This window comes from Pseudomonas morbosilactucae (assembly GCF_023241715.1).
Lineage (GTDB): Bacteria > Pseudomonadota > Gammaproteobacteria > Pseudomonadales > Pseudomonadaceae > Aquipseudomonas > Aquipseudomonas morbosilactucae.
In genome coordinates this window covers 1-19,630 of record NZ_JALQCW010000047.1, presented here as the reverse complement: position 1 = coordinate 19,630, position 19,630 = coordinate 1, and the positions used below count along the sequence as shown (strand labels likewise).

Below are 19,630 nucleotides of genomic sequence, written 5' to 3'. Positions count from 1 at the left end.
TGCCGGCCGCCTGGGCGGCTCACAATGCTTATCGAGCGTTGCGCTGCAGCCAGTGCTCGGCCAGGGCTCGAGCCTTGGTATCCGCCGCAAACACCGCGTCCAGTTCATTGACTGCTACCACGGGTTCGAGGTTTAAAACTTCGTCGATGATACTCGCGATCTCGGGATAGCGGATGCGCCGTTCAAGAAACGCGGCAACCGCGACCTCGTTGGCCGCATTCAGCATGGCCGGCGCGCTGTTGCCCGCCTCTGCCGCCTGGCGCGCCAGGCGCAGGCACGGGAACCGCTGCTCGTCCGGTGCCTGGAAGTCCAGGCGGGCGACGGCAAACAGATCCAGGGGCGCCACCCCCGAATCGATACGCTCAGGCCAAGCCAGCGCATTGGCGATCGGCGTACGCATGTCCGGGTTACCCAGTTGCGCCAGCACCGAGCCATCCACGTAATCCACCAGGGAATGGATCACGCTTTGCGGGTGGATCACCACCTCGACTTGCGACGGCTGCGCATCAAACAGCCAGCACGCCTCGATCAACTCCAGCCCTTTATTCATCATGCTGGCCGAGTCCACGGAGATCTTACGCCCCATGGACCAGTTGGGATGGGCGCACGCCTGCTCCGGCGAGACATGCTCCAGCTCAGCCATGGGCGTCTGGCGGAATGGACCGCCCGAGGCCGTCAGCAAAATACGACGCACACCCACAGCGCTCAAACCACGAGAAAAATCCGAGGGCATGCATTGGAAAATCGCGTTGTGTTCACTGTCGATGGGCAGCAGCACCGAGCCGCTCTTGCGCACCGCCTGCATGAACAAGGCGCCGGACATGACCAGCGCTTCTTTATTGGCCAGCAGAATTTTTTTACCCGCCTCGACGGCGGCCAGGGTCGGACGCAGGCCCGCGGCACCGACGATCGCCGCCATCACCGCGTCGACTTCAGGGGCTGAAGCCACCTGGCACAGCCCCTCCTCCCCCACCAGCACCTGGGTCGCCAAACCGGCCGCGCGCAAATCGTCCTGCAAGCCAGCCGCTGCAGCCGCCTCGGGTACCACGGCAAAACGCGGCACATGGCGAATACACAAGGCCAGCAATTCGGCCAGGCGACTGAACCCCGTCAGGGCAAACACCTGATAGCGGTCCGGGTGCCGAGCAATCACATCCAGGGTACTGAGGCCGATGGAGCCGGTAGCCCCCAGCACAGTGACTTGTTGCACGCGACTCACAATGCCGCCATCCACAACAGCACGGCAAACACCGGAATTGCCGCCGTCAGGCTGTCAATGCGGTCCAGCACGCCACCATGACCAGGCAGCAGGTTGCTGCTGTCCTTGATCCCCGACTGACGCTTGAACATGCTTTCGGTCAAATCGCCCACGACCGAGATAAACACCACCAACGCGGCGCCGAGCAAGCTCAGCACAACCTGCCCGGCAGAGGCATCACGCACCAGCCCGACCACCAGGGTAATCAGCAGGCTCAACAGCAAGCCACCGTAGACACCTTCCCAGCTCTTGCCCGGACTGACCTGCGGTGCCAGCTTGCGCTTGCCGAAGGCCTTGCCGGAAAAGTAGGCGCCAATGTCCGCACCCCACACTAGAACCATCACCGCCAGGATCAACCAGTTGCCGAGCGGCTGCTGCTTGATGAACACCAGACCCTGCCAGGCCGGCAACAGGATCAGCAGACCGATCACCAACTTGGCCGCCGCCCCCGCCCAGTGGCCACTGGTGCGTGGATAGGTCAGCACCAGAAAGGTCGCCAAGGCCCACCACAGCACCGCCGCCCCCAGCACCCAAGGCGCCACACCGGGCACCAAGTGCATCAGGAACAACAGCACCGCCACCAGCACCGCGTAGCCCACACGGGCCGGTTGCGCCTCGAAACCTGCCAAGCGCGCCCATTCCCAGGCGCCCAGGGTCACCACCAGGCCGATAAACAGCGCGAAGCCGGAGCCGGTGAGCAGGAAAAACCCGCACAAGGCGATCGGCAGAAGGATCAGCGCAGTAATGATTCGTTGTTTAAGCATTAAACCCGGGCTCCAGCCTCGACCTGCTCGCTCGTTTTACCGAAGCGCCGCTGGCGAGATGCATAATCGGCCAGTGCATTACGCATGGCATCGTGTTTGAAGTCCGGCCAGAACAGGTCGGAGAAGTACAGCTCGGCGTACGCCAGCTGCCACAGCAGGAAGTTGCTGATGCGGTGTTCACCGCCAGTGCGGATACACAGGTCGGGCAAGGGCAAGTCGCCGGTGGCCAGGCAGGTCTGCAGCAGGTCCGGAGTAATGTCCTCCGGCCGCAGGTGACCGGCCTGAACTTCCCGCGCCAAGCGCTGCGCAGCCTGGGCGATATCCCACTGACCGCCGTAGTTGGCGGCGATCTGCAGGATGAAACGGTCGCTGCCGGCGGTAATGGCCTCAGCCTCTCGCATCGCCGCCTGCAACTCAGGATGAAAGCGCGAACGATCACCGATGATCCGCAGGCTGATGTTGTTTTCGTTAAGGCGCTTGGCCTCACGACGCAGCGCCTTGAAGAACAGGTCCATCAAGGCACTGACTTCATCCGCAGGCCGCTGCCAGTTTTCACTGGAGAACGCGAACAGGGTGAGCACCTCGACCTTGGCCTCGGCACACACCTCAATGACCGCACGTACCGCATCGACGCCCGCCTTATGCCCGGCAACACCCGGCATAAAGCGTTTTTTGGCCCAGCGATTATTGCCATCCATGATGATCGCGACATGGCGCGGCACCACGGAAGGCACAGTCTGCTTGGTCTTTTCCATGAAGGCGCCCCGACCCTTATACGGCCATCAGGTCCGCTTCTTTTGCCTTGGTGGCTGCGTCGATATCAGCTTCAGCCTTATCGGTCAGCTTTTGAATGTCGGCAGCAGCACGGCGCTCTTCGTCTTCGCTGATTTCCTTGTCCTTGACCAGCTTCTTCAGCTCGCTCAAAGCGTCACGACGGATGTTGCGCACGGCAACACGGGCGTCTTCGGCAGCACTGCGAGCCTGCTTGGTGAAGCCCTTACGGGTTTCTTCGGTCAGGGCCGGCATGGAGATCAGCAGCAACTCGCCCAGGTTGGTCGGGTTGAGGTTCAAACCAGCGCTCTGGATCGCCTTGTCGACGGCCGCGAGCATGTTGCGCTCAAACGCCACGACCTGCAGGGTCCGGGAATCTTTCACGGTCACGTTGGCCACGCCGCTCAGCGGGGTGTCAGCGCCGTAGTAAGGCACCATCACGCTACCCAGGATGCTTGGGTGCGCTTTGCCTGTACGGATCTGGCCAAAGGCATGGCTCAGGGATTCCAGGGATTTTGCCATGCGCTCTTGAGCGTCTTTCTTGATTTCGTTGATCATTGTTCGCCTTCCTCGATCAGGGTTCCTTCAGCGCCACCGTGCACGATATTCAGCAGGGCGCCGGGCTTGTTCATGTTAAAGACGCGCAGCGGCATCTTGTGGTCGCGGCACAGGCAGATGGCCGTCAGATCCATGACCCCCAACTTGCGATCCAGTACTTCATCGTAGGTCAGATGATCGAACTTCTCGGCATGCGGGTCTTTGAATGGGTCTGCGGTGTAGACACCATCGACCTTGGTGGCCTTGAGCACGACGTCGGCATCGATCTCGATTGCGCGCAAGCAGGCCGCAGAGTCAGTGGTGAAGAACGGGTTGCCGGTACCGGCCGCGAAAATCACAACTTCTTTGGAGTTCAGATGACGCATGGCTTTGCGACGATCGTAGTGATCGGTCACACCCACCATGGAAATAGCCGACATCACGATGGCGGAGATATTCGCACGTTCCAGCGCATCACGCATCGCCAGGGCGTTCATCACAGTGGCCAACATGCCCATGTGGTCGCCTGTAACCCGATCCATGCCGGCCGCGCTCAAGGCAGCACCGCGGAACAGGTTGCCGCCGCCAATCACCAGACCCACTTGTACGCCGATGCCGACCAACTGGCCGACTTCCAGCGCCATGCGATCCAGTACCTTGGGATCGATCCCGAACTCTTCCGAGCCCATCAGGGCCTCGCCGCTAAGCTTGAGTAGAATGCGTTTATAGCGAGCTTGATAACCACTGCCCTGCTGAGCCATTGCGAATCTCTCCTGCGGCGTATTTAAAAAAATCTTTGCGGGCTGTTTACAGCCTGCGTTCACTCTAGCTTGACGCTGTCACAGCGCCATCAGAACACGACTTTGTAAACCGGTTCCGACGGAAAAAAATTAAATCCCTGCCCATTTGAAAAGAGGCTGCGCGCGTGAGCGGGCAGCCTCTTCTGGGCGACAGTTGAAAAACCGTCTTATTGCTTGCTGGCAGCCAGCTGAGCCGCAACTTCTTCAGCGAAGTTGTCGACTGGCTTCTCGATGCCTTCGCCCACTTGGAAGCGAGTGAAGGAAACGATTTCAGCGCCGCCTTGCTTAGCCAGAATACCTACAGTCACTTCTGGGTTTTTAACGAAGGCTTGTTCAACCAGGCTGGCTTCAGCCAGGAACTTGCTGATACGGCCGGCGATCATCTTCTCGACGATTTCAGCAGGCTTGCCCTTCATTTTGTCTTCGTTGAGGCTCAGGAACACGGCTTTTTCGCGTTCGATGGCTTCAGCGGAAACTTGCGAAGGCAGCAGGAACTCAGGGTTGCTGGCCGCTACGTGCATCGCGATGTCTTTAGCCAGTTCAGCGTTGCCGCCTTTCAGGGCTACCACAACACCGATCTTGTTGCCGTGCAGGTACGAACCCAGCACGTCAGCTTCGATACGCGCCAGGCGACGGATATTGACGTTCTCGCCAACTTTGGCAACCAGGGCTTCACGAGCCGATTCCTGAGCGGCGATCAGCGGAGCTGCGTCGGTCAGTTTGTCGGCGAACGCTTTTTCAACGCTGGCAGCAACGAAGTTTTTGAAGTCGTCTTGCAGGGCCAGGAAGTCGGTCTGCGAGTTAACTTCGATGATGACGGCAGCTTTGCCGTCTTCTTTGATAGCGATAGCGCCTTCAGCAGCAACGTTGCCTGCTTTCTTGGCAGCCTTGATGGCGCCGGAAGCACGCATATCATCAATGGCTTTCTCGATGTCGCCGCCAGCCTTGGTCAAGGCCTTTTTGCAATCCATCATGCCTTCGCCGGTACGCTCGCGCAGTTCTTTAACCAACGCTGCAGTAATCTCTGCCATTTTCAAATTCCTCTTGGATAGGTTTTCAACCATTCCACCCGATCGAACGGGCGTTCAATTCTTGGGCTCTGCCCCGAAAACACTCAATAGACGCCCCGCGTTACAATACAGCAGGGTCGCCACCTTCAAATGATTTCCGAGTTGGCAAAAAGGGGGCCAAGCCCCCTTTTTGCTTACTGAGTCAACGCCAAGGCGTCAATTACTCAGCTGCAGCTACCGGAGCTTCTTCAACGAACTGCTCGGTACCGCCAGCAACGTGGTTGCGACCACGGATTACAGCGTCAGCCATCGAACCCATGTACAGCTGGATAGCGCGGATTGCGTCATCGTTGCCTGGGATGATGTAGTCAACACCTTCTGGGCTGCTGTTGGTATCGACTACGCCGATAACCGGGATGCCCAGCTTGTTGGCTTCGGTGATCGCGATGCGCTCGTGATCAACGTCGATAACGAACAGTGCGTCTGGCAGACCGCCCATGTCCTTGATACCACCCAGGCTACGATCCAGCTTTTCCAGGTCGCGAGTGCGCATCAGCGCCTCTTTCTTGGTCAGCTTGGCGAAAGTGCCGTCTTCGGCTTGTACTTCAAGGTCACGCAGACGCTTGATGGAAGCACGGATGGTTTTGAAGTTGGTCAGCATGCCGCCCAACCAGCGGTGATCGACGTACGGCGAACCGCAACGTGCTGCTTCTTCAGCAACGATCTTGCCAGCGGAACGCTTGGTGCCGACGAACAGAATCTTGTTTTTGCCCTGGGCCAGACGCTCTACGAAAGTCAGAGCTTCGTTGAACATTGGCAGGGTTTTTTCAAGGTTGATGATGTGGATCTTATTACGCGCGCCGAAAATGTATTTACCCATTTTCGGATTCCAGTAACGGGTTTGGTGACCGAAGTGCACACCGGCCTTCAGCATATCGCGCATGTTGACTTGGGACATGATAGTTCCTTAATAAGTCGGGTTTGGCCTCCACGTATCCCAATGACCAACCAGCAGCATGAAAGCTTCCGGCACCCAGGTCATCGTGTCGACACGTGTGTGGATTTAAGCTTTTCGGGGCATCCCCGGAAAGCGGCGCATTTTATACCACAGCAAGGTCGAAAACGGAACCGCGATTCAGTGTTAACCCACCGAGGCTTTCTCCAACCCCTTGGAATCGCGGCAAAATGCTCCATTGAATAGAGGAGAAGCACGCTCAGAGCCTCAGATTTGCCGCGTGCCTCTGTTAGAATCGCCCCTTTGCGGCTTGTGCAACCCCAGCGAACCGCTGCCGGCGCCACCGGCAACACCCGTGTTCTCAAGCCATTTCCGTGTTTATCGCGCCATTGCGCGTCAAGAGAGCCTGTATGACCGTCACCCTCAAAACCCCCGAGGACATCGCCAAAATGCGTGTCGCCGGCAAACTGGCCGCCGACGTCCTGGAAATGATTGCCGAGCATGTCAAACCCGGCGTCACCACCGAAGAGCTGGACCGCCTCTGCCACGACTACATCGTCAATGTGCAGCAGGCCATTCCCGCGCCGCTGAACTACAAAGGCTTCCCCAAGTCGATCTGCACCTCGATCAACCACGTGGTCTGCCACGGCATCCCCAACGAGAAACCGTTGAAGGATGGCGACACCCTAAACATCGACGTGACCGTGATCAAAGACGGCTACCACGGCGACACCAGCCGCATGTTCCACGTCGGCAGCGTGCCGGTCTGGGCCGAGCGCCTGTCGCAGATCACCCAGGAATGCATGTACAAGGCCATCGAGCTGGTCAAGCCCGGCTGCCGCCTCGGGGACATCGGTGAAGTGATCCAGAAGCATGCCGAGAAAAACGGCTTCTCCGTGGTGCGCGAATTCTGCGGCCACGGCATCGGCAAGGTGTTCCACGAAGAGCCGCAGATCCTCCACTACGGCCGCGCGGGCACCGGCATGGAACTCAAGGCCGGCATGACCTTCACCATCGAGCCGATGATCAACCAGGGCAAGGCCGACACCAAAGTGCTGGGCGACGGCTGGACCGCCATCACCAAGGACCGCAAGCTCTCCGCCCAGTGGGAACACACCCTCTTGGTGACCGAAACTGGTTACGAGATCTTCACCCTGCGCAGCGATGACACCATCCCCCGCGTATCGGCCTGATCCGCGGCGCCATGCCCTGACCTACTAGATAGAAAGGAAAGCCAATCGATGCCGCAGGTGGATCCCGAGTTGTTCGACCGCGGCCAGTTCCAGGCTGAACTGGCCCTGAAGGCAAGCCCCATCGCCGCCTTCAAGAAAGCCATCCGTCAGGCACATGAAGTGCTCGACGCGCGCTTTCGCAGCGGACGGGATATCCGCCGGCTTATCGAGGACCGGGCCTGGTTCGTCGACAACATCCTGCAAAAGGCCTGGGACCAGTTCAACTGGAGCGAGGACGCCGACATCGCCCTGGTGGCAGTCGGCGGTTACGGGCGCGGCGAGCTGCACCCCTACTCCGACATCGACCTGCTGATCCTGCTGGACAGCGCCGACCATGAAATCTTCCGCGACTCCATCGAGCGCTTCCTCACCCTGCTCTGGGACATCGGCCTGGAAGTGGGGCAAAGCGTTCGTTCGGTGGACGAGTGCGCCCAAGAGGCCCGGGCCGACCTGACGGTGATCACCAACCTGATGGAAAGCCGCACCATTGCCGGCCCCGAGCACTTGCGCCAGCGCATGCTCGAGGTCACCAGCACCGCCCATATGTGGCCCAGCAAGGACTTCTTCCTGGCCAAGCGCGCCGAGCAGAAGGCCCGCCACCACAAGTACAACGACACCGAATACAACCTAGAACCTAACGTCAAAGGCTCCCCTGGCGGGCTGCGAGACATCCAGACCATTCTCTGGGTTGCCCGGCGCCAGTACGGCACCCTGAACCTTCGAGCCCTGGCCGGCGAAGGCTTTCTGGTGGAGAGCGAAAACGCCCTGCTGGCCTCGTCCCAGGAATTCATCTGGAAAGTCCGCTACGCCCTGCACATGCTCGCCGGCCGCGCCGAAGACCGCCTGCTGTTCGACCATCAGCGCTCCATCGCCAAGCTCCTGGGCTTTGAAGGCGATGACGCCAAGCAGGCCATCGAAAGCTTTATGCAGCAGTACTACCGGGTGGTAATGAGCATCGCTCAGCTCAGCGACCTGATCATCCAGCACTTCGAAGAAGTGATCCTGGCCCCGGAAGACGAAGCGCCGCCCCAGCCGATCAACTCGCGCTTCCAACTGCACGACGGCTACATCGAGGCGATCAACGACAACGTGTTCCGCCGCACGCCGTTCGCCATGCTGGAGATTTTCGTGCTGATGGCCCAGCACCCGGAAATCAAGGGCGTGCGCGCCGACACCATCCGCCTGCTACGCGAACATCGGCACCTGATCGACGACGATTTCCGCAACGATATCCGCAATACCAGCCTGTTTATCGAGCTGTTCAAATGCGAGATCGGCATCCACCGCAACCTGCGGCGCATGAACCGTTACGGCATCCTCGGACGTTACCTGCCGGAATTCGGCTTTATCGTCGGCCAGATGCAGCACGACCTGTTCCACATCTACACCGTGGATGCCCACACCCTGAACCTGATCAAACACCTGCGCAAACTGCAGTACACCCAGGTTTCGGATAAATTCCCGCTGGCCAGCAAGCTCATGGGCAAACTGCCCAAGCCCGAGCTGATCTACCTCGCCGGCCTGTACCACGACATCGGCAAGGGTCGCCACGGCGATCACTCGGAAATCGGCGCGGTGGATGCCGAAGCCTTCTGCGCGCGGCACCAATTGCCCGTGTGGGACAGCCGCCTGATTGTCTGGCTGGTGCAGCACCACCTGGTGATGTCCACCACAGCCCAACGCAAGGATTTGTCCGACCCGCAGGTGATCCACGACTTCGCCCAGATCGTGGTGGACCAGACGCGCCTCGACTACCTCTATGTGCTGACGGTGGCCGACATCAACGCCACCAACCCCTCGCTGTGGAACTCCTGGCGCGCCAGCCTGCTGCGCCAGCTCTACACCGAGACCAAGCGCGCCCTGCGTCGCGGCCTGGAAAACCCTGTGGACCGCGAAGAGCAGATCCGCCAGACCCAGAGCGCGGCCCTGGACATCCTGGTGCGCAGCGGCACCGACCCGGACGACGTCGAGCAACTCTGGGCGCAGCTGGGGGATGACTACTTCCTGCGCCACACCGCCGGCGACGTGGCCTGGCACAGCGATGCCATCCTCCAGCAGCCCGCCGATGGTGGCCCGCTGGTGTTAATCAAGGAAATCACCCAGCGCGAGTTTGAAGGCGGCACGCAGATATTTATCTACGCCCCGGACCAGCACGACTTCTTCGCCGTGACCGTGGCAGCCATGGATCAGCTCAACCTGAACATTCACGACGCGCGAATTATCACTTCCAGCAGCCAGTTCACCCTCGACACCTACATCGTGCTCGACAACGACGGCGGCTCGATCGGCAACAATCCGCAGCGGATCAAACAGATCCGCGACGGCTTGACCGAGGCTGTGCGCAACCCGGACGACTATCCGACCATCATCCAGCGCCGCGTCCCGCGCCAGCTCAAGCACTTTGCCTTCGCCCCGCAAGTGACCATCCACAACGACGCCCAGCGCCCGGTCACGGTGCTGGAACTCAGTGCACCGGATCGTCCCGGGCTGCTGGCGCGGATCGGCAAGATCTTCCTGGAGTTCGACCTGTCACTGCAGAACGCCAAGATCGCCACCCTGGGCGAGCGCGTGGAAGACGTGTTCTTCATCACCGACGCGCACAACCAGCCGCTGTCCGACCCGGAACTGTGCCGCCGCCTGCAGGACGCCATCGTCGAACAGCTGAGCGTGAGCCACGAACCTGAAATGACGCGCCTGAGCATCTGACGCGCCACGAACCAACGCATTGAGTGAGACACCGCACCGATGAACAACGCTCTGAACCAGTTGCAGCCTTACCCGTTCGAAAAACTTCGCGCCCTGCTCGGCAGCGTCACGCCCAACCCGGACAAGCGCCCGATCGCCCTGTCCATTGGCGAACCCAAGCACCGCTCGCCGAGCTTTGTCGCCGAAGCCCTGGCCAATAACCTCGACCAGATGGCCGTGTACCCGACCACCCTGGGTATCCCGGCCCTGCGTGAAGCCATCGCTGGCTGGTGCGAACGACGTTTCGGCGTGCCGGCCGGCTGGATCGACCCGGCGCGCAACGTGCTGCCGGTCAACGGCACCCGTGAAGCACTGTTCGCCTTCACTCAGACCGTGGTCAACCGTGGCGACGACGCCTTGGTGGTCAGCCCCAACCCGTTCTATCAAATCTACGAAGGCGCAGCCTTTCTCGCCGGGGCCAAACCGCACTACCTGCCGTGCCTCGACGAAAACGGCTTCAACCCGGACTTCGACGCCGTGCCGGCCGAAATCTGGCAGCGCTGCCAGATCCTGTTCCTGTGCTCGCCTGGCAACCCCACCGGCGCACTGATTCCCGTCGACGTGCTGAAAAAACTCATCGCCCTGGCCGATGAGCACGACTTCGTGATCGCCGCCGACGAGTGCTACAGCGAACTCTACTTCGACGAGCAAACCCCGCCCCCGGGCCTGCTCAGCGCCTGCGTCGAGCTGGGCCGCCGGGACTTCAAACGCTGCGTGGTGTTCCACAGCCTGTCCAAACGCTCCAATCTGCCGGGCCTGCGCTCAGGTTTCGTGGCCGGCGATGCCGAGATCCTCAAGGGTTTCCTGCTGTACCGCACCTATCACGGCTGCGCCATGCCGGTACAAACCCAACTGGCCAGCATCGCCGCCTGGAACGATGAAGTGCACGTGCGCGCGAACCGCGCCCTGTACCGCGAGAAGTTCGATGCGGTGCTGGCGATCCTCTCACCCGTGATGGACGTACAACGCCCGGACGGCAGCTTCTACCTGTGGCCGAACGTGGCCGGTGATGACGCCGCGTTCTGCCGCGACCTGTTCGAACAGGAACACGTGACCGTGGTTCCGGGCTCCTACCTGTCGCGGGATGTGGACGGCACCAACCCGGGCGCCGGCCGCGTGCGCATGGCGCTGGTAGCGCCGCTGGCGGAATGCGTCGAGGCGGCCGAGCGGATTCGCGCGTTTATTCAACGCCGCAACTAATCTCAAACAGGCCCTAATATCACAGGGCTTACCCAAGGGAGACTCGCAATCATCACCGCCCGTCAGGACGCCATCCCCCGGTAAGCCCTCCCCAAAAACTCTTGGTGTTCTTACCGGCTATTGCGCACTCCAGCCTGCCGCCCGTGATTCCTGAATTGACGCCCACCCTATCCAGCCGCTGGATGCAGGCCTGCGACATCCCCATCGACAGGCCTCCTCTAGCTATAACGCATTGAACACAAGCATCGCGATGCTGATTGATATCAGCATTTTTCTGGATTTCCGTTTCCGATACCAATCAGTAGTCCATCCCTGAGGAGTGCATTACCCCCCTCGTTTTTTAATCCCTCACTCTCGAGAAAATTGGACCATTTCGATACAGTCCGCCTCAGCCAAATGCTTGCCAGCATTCTTTTTAGCAACTGCCTGTATAGAATGCGTTGCATTTAATACGAAAAACATCGCGTCAAGACCCTAGACGTTGCCCATCAAGGAGAGAAGCAGTGATAACAATTATTCCCCTATGGAAGATGCTCATAGATAAAGAGGGTAAGGCCCGTGGCTTAGCCATTCTTGCGACGCTTCCTATTTTTATTGCGACTGGCGCCCTGGCATTTATCAATGGCTTGCAAACCGGCCGGGTCGGGTCTGCCTTAGTAGGACTGATGGGCGTAATTTTCTTTGGCTTGGCCGCCGTCATTCTATTCATTCCAACAAATAAATATATTCCGAGACAATCATTTATCGGTTATCGATCAACGCAAGCCAAAGCACAAAAGTCTATAAAATATGCTGCTCTGACACTCCCCTTGCTCGCCATTGGCCTTTCACTGCTTATGCCTTCTATTTACATCTCAATAATCGCCATAACCACTACCGCCCTAATTATCTTTTACCAAATTTCAAAATCCATAAAACGTCATGAAGACATAGATTTTTCGACAAACCTCTATCTTGTTTCTTCACTGGGAATCGACCCCGGAGAAAAAGCGCTAGCAAGCTACCAGAACTTCAGTACAGATAACATACGAAAAGGCAGTAATGCTTTTGTTGCCACTGCGAACAAATTGGTCATTGCCTCCTTCAATGGAAAGTTCTGGGAAAAACTTTCCCGCGACCTGAATCAGATTACTCAGATAGGCATAATCGCCGACAAAACTGAGACACATCATATCAAGCTAATTTTCGATGACGGCACTGACGCAGTACTGCGCATTCAACTTGACAACAAATCAACTTCAAATCCGAAATTGATTATAAAACGACTTCTTGAAGTAATCGATAATAAACTGCTTGGTGAAAACACCGCAAAAACAGCCTCGATCAGTCGCCAAGTAATTACAGCCGAAGATACAGCACCACCCAAAATATCCAACCCTAAAACATTAGAAGTAGCTCAAAGCATAGAAATCGCGCAAACCATATTGAACGACATAAAAAACGCCAAAGAAATCATGCCAGGTAGAAAGCTGGAGTTATAGGCAGTGTCACACCGCACAAAATCCTGGCTCACTTACACCGGCGAAGAAACCATAATAAAGGCACTTATAAAACTCAGACCAACACCCACAACCGAGTTGACTTGCGAATACAACTTTTTCAGCAAGCTGACACTTCGAAATCCTGGCTACGAGGATGTGTTGGACGTGAAAGGCGATATATGCACAAAGCGTACTGAAGAATTGAATCACTGCTGGCCAGCCCCTCAGCGGAACTTATAACCGAATGAAAACCGGAAAACACGGTGGTGCATAAGGAACAGACGCTGCAAATACTGAGCGCGAGGCTCTAGATATACATCCACTTGCATCATACCGAGCTGAGTCGTGCCAACGGTCCCGGGCTGCGCATAGTCGTGTGGGTACAAGGCCGTGGATCTGACACTCGCTGGCCTCTATAACAGCAACGCCATACGTCCTTATCAAAGCAAGCAGTTCATCAAAATCAGCGACAGAATAGATATCAACCTCTTCAGAACAACAAAAATTGTTGAATTCTTTGTTTCAGGTCTCGACATGACCAAGACCGACCTCCCTATACAGCAGAAATAGCACGAGACAGTGAAAAGATGCCCAAGATGAACCGTACCTAGAAAATTACCAACCACCTAAAAGCACGTTATGCAATTCTGATTATTGAATTCTTTGAGGAAGAATGTGTTGTGACTGTACTGGGCGACATCGCCAAGTCGCTTAACCATCGTTTTTCCTCTGAAATTCGACGCAAGGTATCCAGACAAACGGTGCCGCTGCCGGAGATAAAACCTTTGACCTGAAACTGGAACCGGACTTCTGTGAAGAAAAGGCGCGGGAAGATAAAATCAGATCATCTGCAAAACTGGAGTCCTGGAGTACATAGACCCCCAACTTAACCTGGATGATGTTGGAGGCTTGGGTACGCTAAAAAAATGGCTGCATCTTAGTGGCCAGTGCTTCGGCCAAGCCGCCAAGGAGTTTGGCGTAGCCCCCCCCAAAATGCCTGCTGCTTACCGGCGTTCCCGGCGGTGGTAAGTCCTTGACCGCGAAGTGTGTATCTTCCTCATGGAACATGCCGTTGCTACACCTTGATATGGGCAAGATATTTCAAGGTATCGTAGGTTCCTCGGAGTCCAATATTCGCTCTGCACTTCAAACTGCCAAAGCTATTTCACCCTGCACCCTTTGGATCGACGAAATTGAAAAAGGTCTCTCCAGCTCCTCCGGCGGCTCTTTAGATGGAGGGACCGCCACCCGAGTATTTGGCACTCTGCTGACTTGGATGCAAGAGAAAACCGCACCGGTTTTCGTGTTTGCCACTGCCACCATCAACCACCTTCACTTCACCGCCCCCAGATTCGCCTCGCTCAAATCCAGCTCCGCCAATACCTCGCGTAGCACGTCGTCGCCAATCTGGTGATGCCGACTCAGCCGATACAGCTCCAGCCGCTGGGCGCGCAGGGCTTTCAGGCGCAGCTTGCGCTCCAGCAGATCCATCTGCGAAGCCAGGGCCTGGGCCTCGGCGGAATCATTGAAGACCTCCAACTGATGGCGATATTCCGACATCAAGCGCGCCTTGAGTTCGGTCGCCAGCGCCGCCAGGGCGGCGTCCGGGGCTTGGGCGGGCTCATCCAATTCCTCGGCCTCCAGGGCATGAATCGCCGCTTCAGCCGTCTTGCGCCAGGCATCCCGCACTTCACCACGGCGCTTGTCGTCGGGGCTTTTCTCGATGCCTCGCAACAACAGGGGCAAGGCCACACAGGCCGCCACCAGGGACAGCAGGATCACCCCGGCAGCAATGAAGATCAGCAGGTCACGCTCGGGGAACACCTCCCCGGGGGCCAACAGCAAAGGCACCGACATCACGCCGGCCAGGGTCACCGCCCCGCGCACCCCGCCCACCGTCAGTAACCAGCAGGAACGCGCCGTGGGCACCAGGGTCAGCTCACCCTTGCCGCGCCAGCGTCGCAACAGCCCGGACAGGCGCCAGATGCTCTGCACCCAGACAAAGCGCAGCACCAACAACACCAGGAAGATCGCCACCACATCCAGGCAACGATAGAACAGCGTCGGCCACAACGAGGTTTCATGGCTGGCCACCGCCTTGATGATGTCCGGCAACTGCAAGCCCAGCAGGAGGAAGATCAGGCCGTTGAAAGCAAACTCCAGCAATGACCAGACGCTGCGATTGAGCAGCCGGGTGCTGGTCTGGCGCGGCAACAGGTCGAGCCAGCTCTGCATCATGCCGGCCGCCACCGCCGAAAGGATGCCGGAGGCCCCCAGGCGCTCGGCCAGCACATAGGCGGCAAACGGCAACAGAAGCATGAACACCACATGGGTCGCCGGGTCGTCCCAGCCACGGGCGATCATCCAGGCCCGCAAACGCCCCACCAGCCAGCTCAAGGCCACGCCAATGGCCAGGCCGCCCAGCGCCACCAGGACAAAGGTCAGGCTGGCATTGGCCAGGGAAAACACCCCAGTCACGGCTGCCGCCAGGGCGAACTTGAAGGTCACCAGGCCGGATGCATCGTTCATCAGCGCCTCGCCCTGAAGCATGTGCATCAAGGGCGTGGGCAAGCGATTCTGAGATATCGCCGAGACCGCCACCGCATCCGTCGGCGACAACACCGCCGCCAGGGCAAACGCCACCGGCAAGGGAATACTCGGCAACAGCCAGTGAATGAAGTAACCCGCGCCGACCACGGTAAACAGCACCAGCCCCACGGCCAGGGTCAAGATCGGCCCGCGCAGGCGCCAGAGTTCACGCTTGGGCATGCGCCAGCCATCGGAAAACAACAGCGGGGGCAGGAACAGGAACAGGAACAGCTCCGGGTCCAGGGCCACGTGCAACCCCAGGGTCGGCCAAGCCAGCAAGGCCCCGGCGGCAATCTGTACCAGTGGCAACGGCAGCGGAATCATCCGCCCCACCAAGCGCGAGACACTCACCAGCATCAGCAGGATGAGGACGGTATAAGCGGTTTGCATAAAGCGGAAGTCCCTGACCCAAACAGAAAAATCGTACCTATCTGAGGTAATAATCGCAGTCGAAGTGCCATATTAGCCCCTTAAGCTAGGCGCTGGCCGCTGCACCAAGGTCGCAAGCGGCCAGCGCCCTGCAACACAAAGCGACTAAAGCCCGGCTCTGGCGGAGCCCGAACCGGCGCGGGCATGGCATAATCCTCCACCTTTATTTTCCGACACTGCAAAGGGGGCAATTCCTTGACCGCTTCAAGCAAAACGTTGCACCTTTTCGGCATCAAAGCCTGCGACACCATGAAAAAGGCGCGCACCTGGCTCGATGAACACGCTATCAGCTACGACTTCCACGACTACAAAACCGCCGGCATTGACCGTGAACACCTGACGCAATGGTGCGACGAGCATGGCTGGCAAGTGGTGTTGAACCGCGCAGGCACGACCTTTCGCAAACTCGAAGACGAACGCAAAGCCGATCTCGACCAGACGAAAGCCATCGAACTGATGCTCGCCCAACCCTCGATGATCAAGCGCCCAGTGCTCGATCTCGGTGACCGAACCCTGATTGGCTTCAAGCCAGATATCTATGCGGCAGCGCTCAAGTAAACCTGCCCATTCATTTTTGTAAGAGGTAACTGCATGTCCACTACTCTGTTCAGCCTGGCCTTCGGCGTCGGCACCCAGAATCGTCAAGGCGCATGGCTGGAAGTGTTTTACGCAGCACCATTGCTCAACCCATCGGCCGAACTGGTCGCTGCCGTGGCCCCGGTACTGGGCTACAGCGAAGGCAACCAGGCCATCACCTTCAACAACGCCCAGGCCGCGCAACTGGCTGAAGCCCTGAAGAGCATCGACGCCACCCAGGCCGCGCTGCTGACCCGCCTGGCCGAAAGCCACAAACCCCTGGTCGCGACCCTGCTGGCCGAAGACGCCCAGTTGACCTCCACCCCAGAGGCCTACCTGAAGCTGCACCTGCTGTCCCATCGCCTGGTCAAGCCTCACGGCCTGAGCCTGGCCGGCGTGTTCCCGCTGCTGCCAAACGTAGCCTGGACCAGCCAGGGCGCCATCGACCTCGGCGAGCTGGCCGAGCGCCAACTGGAAGCCCGCCTGCGTGGCGAGCTGCTGGAAGTGTTCTCCGTGGACAAGTTCCCGAAAATGACCGACTACGTGGTGCCGAGCGGCGTGCGTATCGCTGACAGCGCACGGATCCGCCTGGGCGCCTACATCGGCGAAGGCACCACTGTGATGCACGAAGGTTTCGTCAACTTCAACGCCGGTACCGAAGGCCCGGGCATGATCGAAGGCCGTGTCTCGGCTGGCGTATTCGTCGGCAAGGGTTCGGACCTGGGCGGCGGTTGCTCGACCATGGGCACCCTGTCGGGCGGCGGCAACATCGTGATCAAGGTTGGCGAAGGCTGCCTGATCGGCGCCAACGCCGGTATCGGCATTCCCCTGGGCGACCGCAACACCGTGGAATCGGGCCTGTACGTGACCGCCGGGACCAAGGTGGCGCTGCTGGACGAGAATAACCAACTGGTCAAAGTGCTCAAGGCCCGCGAACTGGCCGGCCAGCCGGACCTGCTGTTCCGTCGCAATTCGGAGACCGGTGCCGTGGAATGCAAAACCCACAAATCGGCCATCGAACTGAACGAAGCGCTGCACGCTCACAACTAAGCAGCGACTCGATGCCATAGCAGCGACCGGGCGCGTATCATCAGCGCCCGGCCTGCTCAAACGAGTCTTGACCACCATGCTTGTGCCCTCCCCCTGGCGCGCCGACTTTCCGGCCATCGCCGCCCTGCAACGGCAAGACCAGACCTACTTGGACAACGCCGCCACCACGCAAAAACCCCAAGCCCTGCTGGATGCCCTGGCGCACTACTACGCCAATGGCGCCGCCAATGTGCATCGTGCCCAACACTTGCCCGGCGCCCACGCCACCCAGGCGTTCGAGGACAGCCGCAGCAAAGTCGCGCAATGGCTGAATGCCGGTGACTGCGGGCAGATCGTCTTTACCCACGGCGCGACCTCCGCGCTGAACCTCCTGGCCTACGGCCTGGAACACCAATTCGAAACGGGCGATGAAATTGTCATCAGCGCCCTGGAACACCACGCCAACCTGCTGCCCTGGCAGCAACTGGCGCAACGTCGCGGCCTCAAACTGCAGGTACTGCCCCTGGATGCCGACGGCCTGATCGACATCGAGGCCGCCACCGGGCTGATTGGCCCGCGCACCCGCCTATTGGCGGTGAGCCAGCTGTCCAATGTCCTCGGCGCCTGGCAACCCTTGACCCCATTGCTGGCCCTGGCCAAGGCCCGGGGCGCCCTGACCGTGGTCGACGGCGCCCAGGGCGTGGTGCACGGGCGCCACGATGTGCAGGCCCTGGGTTGCGACTTCTATGTGTTTTCCAGCCACAAACTCTATGGCCCCGACGGCGTGGGCGTGCTGTTCGGCCGCAACGAAGCGCTGAAGGCCCTGCACCACTGGCAATTCGGCGGCGAAATGGTCCAGGAAGCCGAGTACCAGCACGCCAGTTTCCGCCCGGCACCCCTGGGTTTCGAGGCTGGAACCCCGCCGATTGCCAGCGTGATCGGCCTGGGCGCGACCCTGGATTACCTGGACGGCCTGGACCAGGACGCCGTCAACGCCCACGAGGCGGCGCTGCATGACTATTTGCTCCACGGTTTGCAGGCCCGCAATGGCGTTCGCTTGCTGGGCCGGCCGCAACTGGCCCTGGCCAGCTTTGTCGTCGACGGCGTGCACAACGCTGACCTGGCGCACCTGCTGGCGGAGCAGGGAATCGCCGTGCGTGCCGGGCATCATTGTGCGATGCCATTGTTGAAAGGCTTTGGCTTGGCCGGGGCGATTCGCGTGTCCCTGGCCTTGTACAACGACTCCGAGGACCTGGAGCGCTTTTTCGAAGCCCTGGATCAAGCCCTGGAGCTGTTGCGATGAGCCTGCCCATCGACGCCGCCAAGGCGCTGGACACCTTTGAGCAGGCAGCCGGCTGGGAACAGCGGGCGCGCTTGCTGATGCAATGGGGCGAGCGTCTGCCGCCTCTGAGTGAGGCCGACAAGGTCGAAGCCAATCGAGTGCATGGCTGTGAGAGCCAGGTCTGGCTGGTGGGCACGTTGGCAGAGGGGCAATGGCAGTTCGCGGCCGGCAGCGATGCACGATTGATTCGCGGCTTGGTGGCGCTGCTGTTGGCACGGGTCAACGGTTTGTCGGCAGAGCAGTTGCGCGAGGTGGACCTGGCGGACTGGTTCAATCAACTGGGCCTGTCGCGCCAGCTTTCGCCGTCCCGCAGCAACGGATTAAATGCCGTGCTCCAGCGCATGCGCGAACTGGCCCTGTAGGAGCCGGCTTGCCGGCGATCAGGCCTTTGAGCCTTGCATCGCTCTTGCGGGCGTCATCGCTGGCGAGCCAGCTCCTACAAAAACACCGTTGGGCGTTCTACCGTAGGAGCCGGCTTGCCGGCGATCAGGCCTTTGAGCCTTGCATCGTCCTTGCGGGCCTAATCGCTGGCGAGCCAGCTCCTACAAAAACATCGTTGGGTGTTCTACCGTGGGGGCCGGTTTGCCGACGATCAGCTCTTTGAGGTTTGCATCGTTCTGCGGGCGTAATCGCTGGCGAGCCAGCTCCTACAAAACACCGTTGGGCGTTCTACCGTGGGGGCCGGCTTGCCGGCGATCAGACCTTTGAGTTTTGCGTCGCTCTTGCCGGGCGTCATCGCTGGCGAGCCAGCTCCTACCAAGTTATGCGAACAATGTATTTAGGCCGGCGGGTTTGCTGCGTTCGGCGGGGCGCGCACGCCGGCGACGATTTTATCCACAGCCTTGGTGGCCGCCACCATGCCGAAGGTCGCCGTCACCATCATCACTGCGCCAAAACCGCCGGCGCAGTCCA

The 19,630-nt window shown here is 59.4% G+C and carries 17 protein-coding genes and 1 pseudogene; 9 read left to right on the top strand and 9 right to left on the bottom strand.

The genetic code is table 11. The annotated features are described in order from the left end of the window. Positions 1–28: 28 nt before the first annotated feature. The 7 genes from ispC to rpsB form a co-directional block, all read right to left on the bottom strand. On the bottom strand, positions 29–1,219 hold the full coding sequence (gene ispC, locus M1B34_RS18335) for a 1-deoxy-D-xylulose-5-phosphate reductoisomerase (RefSeq protein WP_268265894.1): 1,191 nt from the start codon (positions 1,217–1,219) through the stop codon (positions 29–31). Further along, positions 1,216–2,022: a phosphatidate cytidylyltransferase gene (locus tag M1B34_RS18330; protein ID WP_268265893.1), complete on the bottom strand. Its 807-nt coding sequence runs from the start codon at positions 2,020–2,022 to the stop codon at positions 1,216–1,218. The genes ispC and M1B34_RS18330 overlap by 4 nt, the downstream gene beginning before the upstream one ends. Continuing rightward, positions 2,022–2,777, bottom strand: a complete 756-nt coding sequence (uppS, locus tag M1B34_RS18325; RefSeq protein ID WP_123336696.1) for a polyprenyl diphosphate synthase — start codon at positions 2,775–2,777, stop codon at positions 2,022–2,024. Before uppS ends, M1B34_RS18330 begins: the two co-directional genes overlap by 1 nt. A gap of 16 nt (positions 2,778–2,793) precedes the next feature. Next, complete coding sequence (gene frr, locus M1B34_RS18320; RefSeq protein WP_123336698.1) at positions 2,794–3,351, bottom strand: ribosome recycling factor; 558 nt, start codon at positions 3,349–3,351, stop codon at positions 2,794–2,796. Then, positions 3,348–4,091: a UMP kinase gene (gene pyrH / locus M1B34_RS18315; RefSeq protein ID WP_011059526.1), complete on the bottom strand. Its 744-nt coding sequence runs from the start codon at positions 4,089–4,091 to the stop codon at positions 3,348–3,350. The genes frr and pyrH overlap by 4 nt, the downstream gene beginning before the upstream one ends. 206 nt (positions 4,092–4,297) lie before the next feature. Beyond that, positions 4,298–5,161, bottom strand: coding sequence for a translation elongation factor Ts (gene tsf, locus M1B34_RS18310; protein WP_268265892.1), 864 nt, complete (start codon positions 5,159–5,161; stop codon positions 4,298–4,300). 199 nt (positions 5,162–5,360) lie between these two features. Continuing rightward, complete coding sequence (gene rpsB, locus M1B34_RS18305) at positions 5,361–6,098, bottom strand: 30S ribosomal protein S2 (RefSeq protein ID WP_003219330.1); 738 nt, start codon at positions 6,096–6,098, stop codon at positions 5,361–5,363. 407 nt (positions 6,099–6,505) lie between these two features. On the opposite strand from rpsB, the gene map reads away from it, so the two are divergent. From map to M1B34_RS18280, 5 genes are all read left to right on the top strand, one after another. Beyond that, on the top strand, positions 6,506–7,288 hold the full coding sequence (map, locus tag M1B34_RS18300; RefSeq protein ID WP_268261400.1) for a type I methionyl aminopeptidase: 783 nt from the start codon (positions 6,506–6,508) through the stop codon (positions 7,286–7,288). 48 nt (positions 7,289–7,336) lie between these two features. Continuing rightward, positions 7,337–10,033, top strand: a complete 2,697-nt coding sequence (locus tag M1B34_RS18295; protein WP_268265891.1) for a [protein-PII] uridylyltransferase — start codon at positions 7,337–7,339, stop codon at positions 10,031–10,033. Positions 10,034–10,072: 39 nt separating this feature from the next. Continuing rightward, entirely contained in the window at positions 10,073–11,272 is a 1,200-nt protein-coding gene (gene dapC / locus M1B34_RS18290; RefSeq protein ID WP_268261401.1) for a succinyldiaminopimelate transaminase, read from the top strand. A gap of 503 nt (positions 11,273–11,775) precedes the next feature. Further along, entirely contained in the window at positions 11,776–12,753 is a 978-nt protein-coding gene (locus M1B34_RS18285; RefSeq protein WP_268265890.1) for a hypothetical protein, read from the top strand. A gap of 1,033 nt (positions 12,754–13,786) precedes the next feature. Continuing rightward, positions 13,787–14,167 carry an AAA family ATPase gene (locus M1B34_RS18280; protein ID WP_268265889.1) on the top strand — a complete coding sequence of 127 codons (381 nt, stop codon included), beginning with the start codon at positions 13,787–13,789 and terminating at the stop codon, positions 14,165–14,167. On the opposite strand, the gene M1B34_RS18275 is transcribed toward M1B34_RS18280, so the two are convergent. Then, on the bottom strand, positions 14,086–15,732 hold the full coding sequence (locus M1B34_RS18275; RefSeq protein WP_268261403.1) for a Na+/H+ antiporter: 1,647 nt from the start codon (positions 15,730–15,732) through the stop codon (positions 14,086–14,088). The genes M1B34_RS18280 and M1B34_RS18275 overlap by 82 nt on opposite strands. A 288-nt stretch (positions 15,733–16,020) precedes the next feature. Here M1B34_RS18275 and M1B34_RS18270 point away from each other — a divergent pair, with 288 nt between their 5' ends. The 4 genes from M1B34_RS18270 to M1B34_RS18255 all read left to right on the top strand — a co-directional run bounded on the left by M1B34_RS18270 (position 16,021) and on the right by M1B34_RS18255 (position 19,080). Next, positions 16,021–16,329 (top strand): arsenate reductase, encoded by a 309-nt coding sequence (locus M1B34_RS18270; protein WP_425273392.1) that lies wholly within the window; start codon positions 16,021–16,023, stop codon positions 16,327–16,329. A gap of 33 nt (positions 16,330–16,362) precedes the next feature. Beyond that, positions 16,363–17,397: a 2,3,4,5-tetrahydropyridine-2,6-dicarboxylate N-succinyltransferase gene (gene dapD / locus M1B34_RS18265; protein ID WP_268265888.1), complete on the top strand. Its 1,035-nt coding sequence runs from the start codon at positions 16,363–16,365 to the stop codon at positions 17,395–17,397. A 76-nt stretch (positions 17,398–17,473) separates the two neighbouring features. Continuing rightward, positions 17,474–18,679 carry an aminotransferase class V-fold PLP-dependent enzyme gene (locus M1B34_RS18260; protein ID WP_268261404.1) on the top strand — a complete coding sequence of 402 codons (1,206 nt, stop codon included), beginning with the start codon at positions 17,474–17,476 and terminating at the stop codon, positions 18,677–18,679. Next, positions 18,676–19,080, top strand: coding sequence for a SufE family protein (locus tag M1B34_RS18255; RefSeq protein ID WP_268265887.1), 405 nt, complete (start codon positions 18,676–18,678; stop codon positions 19,078–19,080). Before M1B34_RS18260 ends, M1B34_RS18255 begins: the two co-directional genes overlap by 4 nt. Positions 19,081–19,496: 416 nt before the next feature. On the opposite strand, the pseudogene M1B34_RS18250 reads toward M1B34_RS18255, so the two are convergent. Beyond that, positions 19,497–19,630, bottom strand: a pseudogene (locus M1B34_RS18250) (tRNA threonylcarbamoyladenosine dehydratase); the annotation flags it as partial.